Here is a 13,883-nt window from a genome sequence, read left to right as displayed (position 1 = left end):
AAACAAAAACAATAAAAAGAATCTATCATGCAAAAGAGTTTGTTGATCATTGCGATCGTGTTATTTACAGTATTCCAGAGTAGGGGAAGCGAACAGCTAAAGTATACTATTAACGAATCATGGCATTTTATCAAAGACAGCAGTATTACTAATGTCAGCCAGTTTTTAGACCAACAGGATATAGCTGAGTTGGTCGATATTCCACATACCTGGAATGTTGAGGATGTGACCGACGAAAACGAAGGCTTTTATCGTGGTGCAGGTTGGTATACGAAAGAGGTAAGAGTTCCGACTGCTTTTAAAGACAAACAGATGTTCCTGTTTTTTGAAGGTGTCGCAACAAAAGCTGATGTTTATATCAACAAGCAACTGGTTCGCGAGCATGTGGGCGGATTTACCCGTTTTGTGGTGCCTGTGTCCAAACACATTGATTTTGATCAGACATCAGAATTTACAACCTTTAATGTGGTGGTAAAAGCCGACAATTCCTACAATGCCGATTGGCCGAGTTTACATGCCGATTTCACTTTTTTCGGTGGGATGTATCGCGATGTAAACCTTGTAGTAACCGAAAAAATTCATTTCAATATAGAAGATTATGCGGCCAATGGGGTATTTGTTACAACACCAAATGTATCGGAAGAAAGTGGAGATGTAAACCTGAAAGTAAGAATTAAAAACGATGAAGCTTCGACCAAAAAAGTAAAACTGCTAACAAAAGTTTACGGTCCGAGTCAAGAATTAGTGCAGGAAAAAACGAGTTCGTTAGTGTTGGAGGTTGGTGCGAATGAATTTCAGGTAGAACTGACTCCGGTAGCGAATCCTGAGTTGTGGTCGCCGGATTCTCCGAAGCTATACAAAGTGGTTTGCCAAATCTATGATGCCAAGACAAATCAACGAATTGATGAGTCGATCAATTCGTTAGGTTTCCGCTGGTTCAAATTTGATGTCGAAAATGGTTTCTTTCTGAATGGTAAGCACTTAAAGCTGATCGGAACCAACCGTCATCAGGATTTTAAGGATATTAGCAATGCCGTTCCTGACCATATTCATGTAGAGGATATTTTGCGCATGAAAGCGATGGGAAGTAACTTTTTGAGAATTGCACACTATCCTCAGGATCCGGCGATACTGGAAATGTGCGACCGTTTAGGCATTATTACTACCGTTGAAACTCCGATTGTTGATACCGTAACCGAATCAGAAGAATTTACAAAGAATTGCTTGAGCGCTCAGCTTGAGATGATTCGTCAGAACTTCAATCATCCGAGTCTGATTATTTGGGCGTATATGAATGAAGTGCTTCTTCATCCTCGCTTTACCGACGATAAAGCCCGTTACAATGTTTACACGGACTACGTTTTGGATCTTGCACAAAAAATTGAGGACATGACCCGTGCTGAAGATCCTTACCGATACACTATGATCCCTAATCATGGCAGCTTGGAACGCTATCAGCAAGCCGGATTAACGGAAGTGCCAATGATTGTAGGATGGAACATCTACGATGGATGGTATGGCCGGGGATATGACAACCTTCAGCCGAAACTGGAGTCGTTTCACGCGGCAGTAAAAAAGCCGATGATTATTACGGAGTATGGCGCAGGAGTTGATCCTCGTCTTCATACGCTGGAGCCTACTCGTTTCGATTTTTCTCAGGAGTATGCTGTAATGTACCACAATCACTATGTGAAGTTTTTCATGGAAACTCCGTATATCGCCGGAGCCAATGTTTGGAATTATGCCGACTTTAATTCAGAAGGGCGTGTCGATGCGGTGCAAAGCATCAATAACAAAGGATTGGTTGGTTTAGACCGGGCTCCTAAAGATGTGTTTTATTACTATCAGGCTTCGTTGTTAAAAGAACCGTTTATGGCCATTGGTACTAAAACATGGGGGCAGCGTACTTATGTTGAAGATAAAGCCGGCTCAGGTATTTCAACCATGCCGGTGCAAGTTTTCACCAACCAGAATGAGATTGAGTTGATCGTGAATGGCAAGAGCCTTGGTGTGAAAAAAGCAGATAGTGTGATTGTTGTTTTTGATGTGCCTTTCGTAAATGGGATCAATAAATTAGTCGCTAAAAGTACGAATGATACTTATCTGGAAGATTTCTCGTCAATCCGTATTAATGTACTTCCTCTCTCTTTAACGGACTTTCCAGAAACCGGCATATCCATCAATGTGGGGGACAAACGCTTCTTCTACGATGATAAAATTGATCAGGCGTGGATGTTCGATAAAGCCTATACCCAGGGTAGCTGGGGACATATTGGGGGGCAACCGTATGTGAGACCCGAAAAAAACGTACAGCAACCATACGGAGCAAAACAAACCATTTTAGGAACTAAAAACGATCCGCTTTATCAAACACAATTGGTTGGTATTGAGCAGTACCGTTTTGATGTACCTGCCGGGGTATACGAAGTAAAACTGCACTTTGCTGAGTTGGAAGGTACAAAAGCCAAACATTTGCCGTACGATTTAACTGACGAATCCGAAGAGGTGGCCAGGATTACTAATCGCACGTTTTCGGTGTTAATGAACGACAAAACAGTGATCGATAAAATTGATTTGCTGGGTCAGTACGGCGAATACCGGGCAGTGAAAATTAAATCAGAAGTAAGTGTCGGCGAAGGGCAACCTTTACTCATAAACTTCAAGAAGATTATTGGTGAGCCAGTATTGAATGGCATTGAGATTTATAAAAAATTGTAAGTAAAAAGAAGACAAGATGTAACGTCCGGGAGATTGTCCCGGGCTACACATCTTGTCTTTTACATTTTCAGAACTGTTTTTTCAGGGACGATATCAATGCCCTGTAGTTCGCCGCTGTTTTATCTGTGTGTTTGATCGCCCATTCACTCGCATTAAACAGGTTGAAGAATGGTTCAGATTATTCGAACCGCATTTTCATGGTTGATCAAGTTTTTACGATTTAGTTTGTTTCAACGATTGTTTGTGGGCGGTTTCTTCCTTTTCAAAATACTCTTTTGGGGTCATGTTATATACTTTCTTAAAACAGCGGTTAAAGTATGATTGGCTGCTAAATCCAACCTGATAGGCCACTTCGTTAAAGCGATAATTATTCGCGGTAACCAATTCAACCGCTTTTTTAATTCGTACCAGGTTTACAAACTCAGAGGTCGTGACACCGGAAAGTGCTTTGATCTTTCGATGCAGATTGCTTCGGCTAATCACTAGCTCTTCAGCCAACGAGTCCATGTTGAAATCTTCGGCAGAAATATTTTTTTCAACAGCTGAACGAACCCGATTAAGGAAAAAGTTATCAATACTACTTACCTCAACTGTTTTCTGAGAAATAAATTGTTTGCTAAAATTGTCCTTCAACAGTCTGCGTTGTTTCAGTACATTCTCTATCTGTTTTACCAGAATGGTTTCATTGAATGGTTTTGTTAAGTACGCATCGGCTCCTTTATCCAACCCGGCAATTAAATTTTCGGAAGATGACAAGGCCGTTAGTAAAATAACCGGAATGTGGCTTGTTTCCAGTTGCGTTTTTACAATACTGCATAGTTCAAATCCGTCCATTTCGGGCATCATTACGTCTGAAACAATCAAATCGATAGTGTGCGATTTTAGAATTTTGAGCGCTTCGTTACCGTTTGATGCGCATCGGATCTGGTAGTACTGTTTTAAGTGGTTGTCAATAAGTTTACTAAAGTCGGTATTGTCTTCAACCACCAATATTTGGCTCTTCTTATCCTGATTGGTGTCGATTGGCGTTTGAACCGCTAAATTTTCGTCGAGATTTAAGTTGGTAACCGTTTGGTGACTTTCAAAAAGGACCTTTTGTGCTTTTTGTTTCGATGGTAATAGTACTGTAAACCGAGAGCCTTTACCTAAATCACTCTGTACCGAAATTTTCCCATGGTGCAGCAGCGTATAGTCTTTGCATATCGCTAAACCAATACCACTACCAGTAATTCGATCTGAGTCCTTTTGTTTCGTTTGTTTTCCTTGTTCAAATCGGGTGAAAATCTTAACTAAATCTTCATTGTCAATTCCGGTGCCGGTATCTTCGATGGCGATTTCAATGAAATCATCAACCCGTATTTCACCGAAACTCAATTGGTTTGAATAGGACTTGTTTGTGTTGCTAATTTTTTTGGATATCGTAACTTTAATTTGCCCTTTTTCAGAAACATATTTGTACGCGTTTGATAGAAGGTTGTACAAAATGGTATCGAGTTTTTCAACGTCAGCTTCTATTTCAAGCGCGGAATAGGACGATTCAAATTGAAAATCGATTCCTCTCGATTTTGTTTCAAGAGAAAAACCTTTTTGCAACTCTTTTGTAAAATGGATAATATCAATTTTGGAGATGTTTAACTTGCTCTTTTCTGTTTCAAGCTTCCTTAAATCAATGATTTGATTGATTAGCTGGAGCAATCGGTTTGAATTTCGATTGGCCACTTCCAGTTCCTCACGTTGCTCTCCGGTAATATTATCGGCACTTAAAATACGTTGCAGTGGCCATGAAATGAGCGTAAGAGGCGTTCTGAATTCGTGTGAGATGTTGGTGAAAAATTTCAGTTTCATCTCGTGTACTTGCTCCTCGTTTTCGCGTTGGTTTTTTTCGAGCAATACGGCTCGTTTTAGCTTTATTCTTTCAAAGTAGAACCGTCCGACAAAATACAGTAAGCCGGAAAGAAGGATAAAATAGATGAGGTATGCTGAAGCAGATTGATACCAGTAATTTTTTATTTTTAAATGCAATCTGGTCGGGGTATCGCTCCATATGCCATCGTTATTACAAGCGATGACTTCAAAGATGTAATCGCCGGCATCGAGGTTTGTAAACAAAACTGTTCCGTCATTTTGATTGTCAATCCATTCATCATAGTAATTGATAAGGCGATACTTGTACTTGTTTTTTTCGGGCAATAAATAATTATCGGCAGAGAAACTAATCCTAAACGTTGTTTCTTCGGGATCTAATTCAATAGGGCTAATTTCGAGATTATTCGAATAAACAGGATAAATTGACTTGTTGTTTGTAGTCGTCAATTCGTCAATAATGGTCTTTGGTTTTCGGGAATTTATTTTTAGAGTAACCGGATTTATTTTAGTTAAGCCATTTGGGCCACCAAAGTATAAATTCTTTCGGCTGTCTTGGTAAATCGCGTTGGGACAAAACAAATCACTTTGTATCCCATCTGAATAAACAAATTGGCGTGTCGAATTCGTTTCCTGATCATAGGAAATCAAACCGACGTTCGTGGTAATCCATAGTGTTTTTTTCTGATCCTCAAGAATTCCATATACATTCTCATTCGTAACAAGACCATTAAGGTCAAAGGATGAAAAACTGTTTGACTCCGGGTTGAAAATCGAAATTCCTTCATTATTGGTTCCACACCAGATATTTCCGGAACTATGTTCCCACAGATGATAAATTGAGTGGTTTACTAGTTGATACAGGTAATAATTTGATCCATTTCGAAAAAGTAATTCGTTTGGTGCATATTGGGAGATGCTTCCGGACGGGATATGGATTTTAAACAAAATTCCGGAAACCGTACCTAACCACAAGTTGGATTTTGAATCGCTTAAGATGCTATTTATTACATGATTTGAAAAATTGATGTTGCTGCTGTTATTTTGGAAACACTTCTGAATTGTTTTAGAGTTGTAATGGTAAAAGTCAATTCCACCTAAAAAAGTTCCAATCCATACGCCGGAATCTACGGCACATAACGAAAATACACTTGAAGAGGAGATATGATTGCCATCATTCGGTCCTTTACTAAATTGTTTAAATTCGCTACTTCCTTTTGGCTGGTAAAATAATCCCTGTCTAAAAGTCCCAACCCAAATACCGCCACGGTTGTCTTTGGCTAACGATTTTATATTTGCTATTTTTTTTGTTTGAGACAACGGGACAATGTCAAATTTTCCGGTGTTTAGGTCTAATGAATTTAAACCGCCTACTTCAGTGCCAATCAATAATTCATTTTCGTTGGTTTGCAAAAATGCAGTTACTTTGCTGTCGCTAATCGAGTTACGAAATAAACTGTGCCTGAGTGTAATGAAATTATTGTCAGAGTGATGAACTAAAGCGACCCCTCCCGACCAGGTGCCAAACCATAGACCACCATTTTTGTCTTCAAAAATCTCGAATGTACTTGTATGTGGTAGACCTGGATAATCGTCGGGCTTAAAGTTTACTATTTTACTTCCGTCATCCATATACAAACCATTTTGGGTCCCATACCAGATTCTTCCGTAAGTGTCCTTTTTAATCACCCTTACATCATCAAGAAAAGGAGTTGTTTTGGTGTTGCCCAGCGAAATTTGCTTCGTAAACTCGCCATTCGTATTGTATAGTTTCGCTCCTGAGCCTTCTGTCCCGATATAAATTCGGTTGTTTTCAGAATAAATACTATTCACTTTTGCATTTGTTGAAAGCACCTTGGTTATTTCATTTTCAGATGGGGAATAGCGAAAAACATTTCCGCTCTGGCTTCCAATCCAGATTCGATTTGAATTGTCTTTGTATAGTTTCGATGGATTGATTATTTCATCTCCTGCAGCCCGTGTGAATTGATGGGTGTTTAGATCCAAAATTCCAAAATAAGATTCGTCAATTATAAGAAGGTTATCATCTTCAGTTTTTAGAATGGCCAAAACCCTATTTTTGCTTTTCGTTCCGTCTTCATAAGTGTATTCAATTTTTTTAAAGGTTTGTTGTTCCCGATTAAAAATACACAAGCCATCGTCAGTTGCCAGCCATAATTGGTTGTTCGAATCACAAAAAATATTGTTGATCAGATCGCTGGGCAAACTGGTTGAATCATTTAGTGACGAAACAAACCATTTGGTCGTATTTGAATCGTATTTAATAAGCCCCTGGCTGGTCCCCATCCAAATGTATCCGAGGTCATCCTGAGCAATACATAGAATTTCCTTAAGCGTAAATCCTCCCGGTGGTGATACCTGGCGAAAGCGGATATCGTTTATTTGAGCAACACCTTCATTATTAGTGAAAATGAAAATCAAAAATAAGGTTGGTATCAATAGTAACTTTTTCATAGCACTCCTTTGGTATTTTATTTTCAAAAATACGAATACTTATTCAAGAGGCTGTGCAACTATTGTCTCAAGTCTGACACAATAGTGAAAAGTTGACACAATAATTGTGAAAATACTACAATAGTGAAAATAATAGCGTGATCTAGTTTATAGCTTTGACTTTGACGATCAACTATGTCACGTTAGAATGAAAAAGCCTAAACAAATCCTGCCATTTTTCCTGCCACTGTTCGTTCTTTTGGCTTGCAGCAAAGTTAATTCTACGAAAGAGCTTTCTGCAACGATTGAACAGATTGAATGCAATCTGAAAACTACCATAGAGATGTGTACTGATGCCCGTACAGATGTGCTTGTTTCTCCAAGGTCGTTCGTTGATGGTCGTTTTGTTATGGTTCCTTCAACCGATTGGACCAGCGGCTTTTTCCCGGGTGAACTTTGGATGATGTACGAATTAACTTCCGATCCTTATTGGAAAGAAAAAGCGGTGGAGTTTACACTTCCTCTGGAAAATGAAAAATGGAATGGCCAAACTCACGATATCGGTTTTAAAATGTATTGCAGTTTTGGCAGAGCATGGAACGTTACAAACGAACCTCAGTATCGGGAAGTTTTGATTCAGTCAGCTAAAGCGCTGGCCGATCGTTTTAGGCCCAATATAGGTTGCATTCGTTCCTGGAGTCATAGTACGGAAAAATGGGATTTTCCGGTCATTATTGATAATGTGATGAACCTGGAGCTTCTTTTTTGGGCAGCTAACGAGACTGGTAATGCCATGTACCGTGAGATTGCGATTAAACATGCGGAAACAACCATGCAACATCATTTTCGCGAAGACTTTTCGTCGTATCATGTGGTTGATTTTGACACTGAAACAGGAGCGGTACAGCAAAAACAGTCACGGCACGGCTATTCGGATGATAGTGCTTGGGCACGTGGTCAAGCCTGGGCGCTTTATGGTTTCACGATGGTGTATCGGGAAACCGGCAATAAGAAATTTTTAAAACAAGCAGAGAATATTGCTTCGTACATTTTAAAACATCCCAACCTACCTGAAAATTTGATCCCCTATTGGGATCTAAATGCTCCCAATATTCCGGATGAACCTTATGATGCTTCAGCAGCTGCAATTATAGGCTCGGCACTTTTCGAGCTAAGCACATTTTCTGAAAACAGAGATATGTATTTGAATGCTGCAAACAGGATCTATGAAAGTCTTACAAGCGATCAATTTCTTGTCGCTCCCCAAAAATACAATGGATTTTTGCTCAAGCATTCAACCGGATCAAAACCGGAACAACAGGAGGTGGATGTGCCATTGGTTTACGCCGACTACTATTTTATGGAAATGATATTACTAAAATCGAAACTAGACACTAATTGATTCACTAATAATAAACTAACTATTCCTAACTAAATTAAAATCAATGAAAAAAAAGCGAATGAATGCGAGAGCATGGCTTTTGCCTTTCTCTCAGTTTTTGCGATTTGCAAATCTAACCTGCCTTGGCCTATTATTAGGTGTAACGGCTTATGCAGCCGATGATGGGCCGAGTGTAATTGCCAATGCCATCGAAACGGAATCGGAGTCTGTTCAAGAACAGAGCCACAAAGTATCGGGTACCGTTATCGACGATACCGGTGCACCTCTCCCTGGAGCCACGATTACGATAAAGGGCTCGTTTGCCGGAAGTTTAACCGACATTGATGGTAATTTCAGCCTTGCCGGATTAAAAGGCGATGAAACGCTGGTTATTTCTTTTGTCGGAATGCTTCAGCAGGAAATTGCTATTCAGGGAAAAACGGTTATCAATATTCAACTAAAAACCGATGCAGTAGGCCTTGAAGAAGTTGTAGCCATTGGGTATGGTACTCAGAAAAAACGCGATGTTTCGTCAGCTATTTCATCGGTTAGTTCAGAAACTTATCGCGACCGGCCGGTGTCAAACTTTGCCCAAGGTATTAGTGGTAATGTTGCCGGGGTATCTATTTCGCAAACAAATGGGGCTCCCGGAGGTGGTAGTAATATTACTATTCGTGGCGTGGGGTCGGTAAATGCTTCAAATGCACCTTTGTATGTTGTCGACGGCCAGCCTTTACCCGAAGGATTTAATAAAGACGAATCGCCAATTAACTTTATCAATCCCGACGATATTGAATCGGTTGAGATATTGAAAGATGCAGCGTCGAGTGCGATTTATGGTACTCGAGCGGCCAACGGTGTAATTTTAATTACAACTAAAAGCGGTAAAAAAGGGAAGGGGAAAGTAAGTGTCTCGGTTAGTTACGGGATTCAAAATGTGTTACGTGAGTACAATACCCTGAATCGTGAAGATTATTTGCAGTATTATGAAGACTCAAGGGCAAATGCTTATGTGGTTGAAGATCCGAACCTGGGGACTGATAATCCTAATGTGCCATTGTGGTCGCGCTCTGATGACAATGAAACCCGTATAGCAAACTGGAGTCAGTATTCCCGCCATGCTTCAGCCATGCAAAGTCCAACCAGCAAGCATTACCGGTGGATTACTGTATCGGATACGACTTATGCGATGCCTTATGACACCGATTGGCAAGGAGAATTTTTTGGTACAGGAAATGTAACCGACGCGCAAATTTCTTTTTCGGGGGGTACTGAAGATGTGACCTATTACGTATCCGGTGGAGTGTATACGAATGACGGGATGATTACGAATACCGGTTACGACCGTTTTGGATTCCGTTCGAACATAGAAAAGAAAGTGAACAACTGGTTAAAGATCGGTCTAAACCTGGCACCAACGCTCGAAAAAACAGATGTTCTTTATAATTCTACTTCTACCAACGGAAGTAACAATCCACTATTGGTTGCCGCACAGCTTGGACCTATATTCCCAACACATAACGCCGACGGAACATTCTTTCGCACAGGGATGGAGTTGGATAGTCCCTGGGATTGGAACGTTGCTTTCCTTGCTAACCCGCTAACTACAGCTGCGGTCACCGATAACAGAAAGACGGCACGTTTAACCTCGAAACTATATGCAGATATAAACCTGATGAAAGGTTTGCTATGGAAAACATCGTTTCACTACGATTACCGTACCCGTGAACGTAATTTTTATCTGCCAAGTTATGTTCCAACAAGTTCAACCGCAACACAGCCCAATCGTGGAATTTACGATAGTAGTACTCGTGAGTATTGGGATATCCAGTCATTTTTAACTTATGGGCGCGATTTCGGAAATCACTCTTTATCTGCAATGGTGGGTATGTCTATGGAGGAAACAAACGATAAATCGGCCTACATTGAAAAATGGGATTTTCCGCAAGACATTATCAATACGCTAAACCAGGGAGCTACAATTAAGGATCAGCAAAACGACGCGCGTACAAACAGATCGAGCGAAAGCATGATTGGTACTTTTGCCCGAGCAAGTTATAATTATGCCGGCAAATATTACCTAACAGCTTCGATACGTCGCGATGGTTCTTCAAAATTTGGTTCCGAGAATAAATGGGCAGTTTTCCCGTCATTTTCAACTGCATGGCGTATATCTGATGAGAAATTTTTTAGTCCGCTTTCTTCAATTGTGAGCGATATGAAACTGCGTGCCGGTTGGGGGAAAATTGGGAACTCAGGTATTACAAACTATTTGGCACTTGCAACTTTAGGTACAAGCTCTTATGTGTTTGGAAGCGGGGCGACAACGACTGCCGCTTATTACGATAATAAAATTCCGAATGATTTTTTGGGATGGGAAACAACAAAAGATCTAAGTATAGGTACCGATGTGTCATTTTATGACGGACGAATTAGTCTTTCCGTAGATTATTTCAACAGAAAAACAGAAGATATGTTGTTTAATCTTCCATTGCCATCTATTACAGGGTTTGGTAGTGTAAAATTGAACCTGGGGTCAATGACAAACCAAGGGTTTGAATATCTGCTTAGCACACGGAATTTGGTAGGCAAATTTACGTGGAATACAACCGCGACCCTATCGTACTATAGAAACCTTGTTACAGATATCGGTAATGATAAGCGCCCAATCGTGGATAACTCTGGTTATACAACTGAAGGTCGTCCGTTAGCTGGTCTGTGGGGAACTTATTCGTTAGGTGCCTTTAGAGACTGGGAAGATGTTAAATCGAATCCGATTTTTAATGCGAGCCAAAGTTCTTGGGAAAACCGTTCGCAACCAGGTTCTCCTAAAGTGGCTGATGTAAACGGCGATGGTGTATTGGATAGCTCCGACAAAACCGTTCTGGGAAATGCTACTCCGGATTTTATTTGGGGATTAACCAATACTTTTTCATACAAAGGATTTGATTTCGCATTCAAATTTACAGGACGTCAAGGGGGGCAAAAATTGATGACTGGAAATTACGGTATTGCTATGTTCAGAGCTCAAGGTAGAGCAAATACTACCTATGACTACTTTAATAATTATTGGAGAGAAGACCGACCAGATGCAAAATATCCGGCACCAAACCGGAAGTCATATGATGCGAGTGACATCTCCGGTGGTTTATTGTTCGATGCAACTTATGTGTTGCTTGAAAATATTTCATTGGGATATACTCTGCCTCGGAGTTTAACACAAAAAGTTTCGATTTCGAATGCAAGGATTTACGTAAATGTTGACAATGTCTGGTTATATTCAAAGTATCCGGGATACAACCCTATGGGTAACTATCAAGGAGACTCTGCTCTTTCACAAGGTGTTGACAATGCCGGAGATTACCCTCTCCCAAGAACTATTTCTCTTGGTGTAAATGTTGACTTTTAATCTGAATAATCATGAAGAAAAATAAATTCCATATATTGATTTTAATGTTCTTAGTGTCGCTATTTGGATGCGACGACTTTTTGGACAAAGCACCCGAGGACACTTTGTCGCCCACGGTGTACTATAATAATGTTACCGAACTAAAAACCGGTTTGGCAGGGTGTTACAAAGTACTTCAATCGATCTATGCACATGACGGAATGATGCAGTTTATCGAAATGGCTTCGGATGATGCAAAAGACCGTCAGATGACTGATCGATACCATATCTTTAAAAAGACGAATGCGCAATCAGCCGCTTCCATTTGGACAGAAAATTACTTGCTTATTTATCGTTGCAATACATTATTGGAGGTGCTTACCACGTTCGGAGCGAATAATGACGATGACGCCGAAGAGGTAAATGCAATGATCGGTGAATGTTATTTTTTACGCGCGCTCGCTTACATGAACTTAGTGCGTACCTATGGCCCGGTTCCAAAGGTTACTGCAAAGTTTGGCTCACCATCAGAAGCTTTTGGAATAGGTCGTGCTTCTGTTGCAGAAATTTACAACGAGGTAATAATTCCTGATTTTGAGAATGCATTTGATATGTGTTTCAAAAAAGGCGCTACTCAACTGAACGGAGAAGAAGCCCGGGCAACAAAAGGGAGTGCATTGATGGGCTTGGCAAAGGCACAAATGGAAATGAATGATTACGGTGCTGCTGAATCAACATTGAAAAAATTAATTGTTGACAAAGCCGCTGGAACTTATGCTTTGATGCCTAGTCTTACCGATGTTTTTTCTGACACGAAAAAATTCAACGTCGAATCTATTTTCGAAGTAAATTATAATGTTGCAGCTGGTCAGCCTTCTTGGTTTTTCCGAATGATGACTAATGACATCGCCTACACGATTGGTACTACCTACCTGGGCGGATCGTATATGGTTTCGCACGACCTCCTTCAGGAATTTACAGAATATGGTGATTTTGAACGTTTGAACTTAACCGTAGATTCTGGCTATGTTGCAGGAGCAACTCCTGAATATCAGGCATTCCCAATTAAAATGGCTCCCGATCGCGCTGGTATGGTTGCCCAGAAAAATGTTGGTACAGACTATAACTTCATGGTATATCGCTATGCAGATGCCTTGCTGATGTATGCCGAATGTTTAATGAATAACAATAAGAAAGACGAAGCAATTGGTTATGTCAGTGATGTTCGCGAACGTTCGAATATGCCCCGCCTTGCTGCCGATTTCGATTTAGATATCTATGCCATTCTGCATGAAAGACGCATGGAACTTGCTTTTGAAGGTCATCGGTTCTTTGACTTGAAGCGTACCGGAAAAGCCATCGAGATTATTTCTGAAGCGCTGATGACTGTAACAGGTGAAGATTATGCCGTGCAGAATGAACCGATCGAGGAGTATCAGTTGCTATTCCCAATTCCTGTAAGCGAAATTGAAAAGGATCAGACATTAGCGCAGAATTCTGGATATTAACAGCACAACTAAAGATTATGACAATGAAAAGAATAAAAAATATATCATTGGTGCTACTACTGCTGTCAGCAGCATTTGTATCATGCCTGAAGGAAGACATTGCACCTCCTACTGTAGAAGGAGTGAAGTTTTATACACTTAACGAAAACAATAAATACGAAGAGGTAACTAATCCCATCAAAGGAGTATCTTACACCATAGCAGTGGAAAGTACTGCTGATATTGTTGTAATTTGGCCGGGAGGGGAACGCCAAGTTATGAAAATGGCCGATAACGTTACTGATTCTATTGATATTAATGGAAACCAAGTATTGGTAAAAAGTAATTACTATAGCGATTATGGATTGTTGCGTGCACAAGGTTTAAAAACTAATTTAAACTCCGAGATTGGATGGGCAACTTTGTACAAATATCCTGAGGCAGGAACATTTACACTAAATGTTGTTGCAACCAATCATGGTTACGATTCGGCCGACTACGATCAACGGGTTTTTCCTTTCGTGGTTACTATTGAGTAAGAGTTAATTCGGTAGAGTTAGTTTCTTATCTCAAACAAAGAACACAAGACCAG

The 13,883-nt window shown here is 40.3% G+C and carries 6 protein-coding genes; 5 read left to right on the top strand and 1 reads right to left on the bottom strand.

Annotated features, from left to right (window positions below):
• The first annotated feature begins 27 nt into the window (after positions 1-27).
• Positions 28-2,718, top strand: a complete 2,691-nt coding sequence (locus ABZD21_RS11300) for a glycoside hydrolase family 2 TIM barrel-domain containing protein (protein WP_372775098.1) — start codon at positions 28-30, stop codon at positions 2,716-2,718.
• Positions 2,719-2,931: 213 nt separating this feature from the next.
• On the opposite strand, the gene ABZD21_RS11295 is transcribed toward ABZD21_RS11300, so the two are convergent.
• Positions 2,932-7,056: a two-component regulator propeller domain-containing protein gene (locus ABZD21_RS11295; RefSeq protein ID WP_372775097.1), complete on the bottom strand. Its 4,125-nt coding sequence runs from the start codon at positions 7,054-7,056 to the stop codon at positions 2,932-2,934.
• A 187-nt stretch (positions 7,057-7,243) separates the two neighbouring features.
• Between ABZD21_RS11295 and ABZD21_RS11290 the strand changes: the two genes are divergently transcribed.
• From ABZD21_RS11290 to ABZD21_RS11275, 4 genes are read left to right on the top strand one after another with little or no spacing between them, the layout of a single operon-like run.
• On the top strand, positions 7,244-8,437 hold the full coding sequence (locus tag ABZD21_RS11290; RefSeq protein ID WP_372775096.1) for a glycoside hydrolase family 88 protein: 1,194 nt from the start codon (positions 7,244-7,246) through the stop codon (positions 8,435-8,437).
• Between the two features lie 43 nt (positions 8,438-8,480).
• On the top strand, positions 8,481-11,825 hold the full coding sequence (locus tag ABZD21_RS11285; RefSeq protein ID WP_372775095.1) for a SusC/RagA family TonB-linked outer membrane protein: 3,345 nt from the start codon (positions 8,481-8,483) through the stop codon (positions 11,823-11,825).
• Positions 11,826-11,836: 11 nt separating this feature from the next.
• Entirely contained in the window at positions 11,837-13,312 is a 1,476-nt protein-coding gene (locus tag ABZD21_RS11280; protein ID WP_372775094.1) for a RagB/SusD family nutrient uptake outer membrane protein, read from the top strand.
• 23 nt (positions 13,313-13,335) lie between these two features.
• Complete coding sequence (locus ABZD21_RS11275) at positions 13,336-13,830, top strand: hypothetical protein (protein WP_372775093.1); 495 nt, start codon at positions 13,336-13,338, stop codon at positions 13,828-13,830.
• Positions 13,831-13,883: the final 53 nt, after the last annotated feature.

It is taken from the genome of Mangrovibacterium sp. (assembly GCF_041596335.1).
Lineage (GTDB): Bacteria > Bacteroidota > Bacteroidia > Bacteroidales > Prolixibacteraceae > Mangrovibacterium.
This window is presented reverse-complemented; position numbering and strand designations above follow the sequence as displayed.

Excerpts from the sequence above, each read along its gene's own strand:
- ABZD21_RS11300 (WP_372775098.1), top strand. The coding sequence starts at position 28 with ATGCAAAAGAGTTTGTTGATCATTGCGATCGTGTTATTTACAGTATTC.
- ABZD21_RS11295 (WP_372775097.1), bottom strand. The coding sequence starts at position 7,056 with ATGAAAAAGTTACTATTGATACCAACCTTATTTTTGATTTTCATTTTC.
- ABZD21_RS11290 (WP_372775096.1), top strand. The coding sequence starts at position 7,244 with ATGAAAAAGCCTAAACAAATCCTGCCATTTTTCCTGCCACTGTTCGTT.
- ABZD21_RS11285 (WP_372775095.1), top strand. The coding sequence starts at position 8,481 with ATGAAAAAAAAGCGAATGAATGCGAGAGCATGGCTTTTGCCTTTCTCT.
- ABZD21_RS11280 (WP_372775094.1), top strand. The coding sequence starts at position 11,837 with ATGAAGAAAAATAAATTCCATATATTGATTTTAATGTTCTTAGTGTCG.
- ABZD21_RS11275 (WP_372775093.1), top strand. The coding sequence starts at position 13,336 with ATGAAAAGAATAAAAAATATATCATTGGTGCTACTACTGCTGTCAGCA.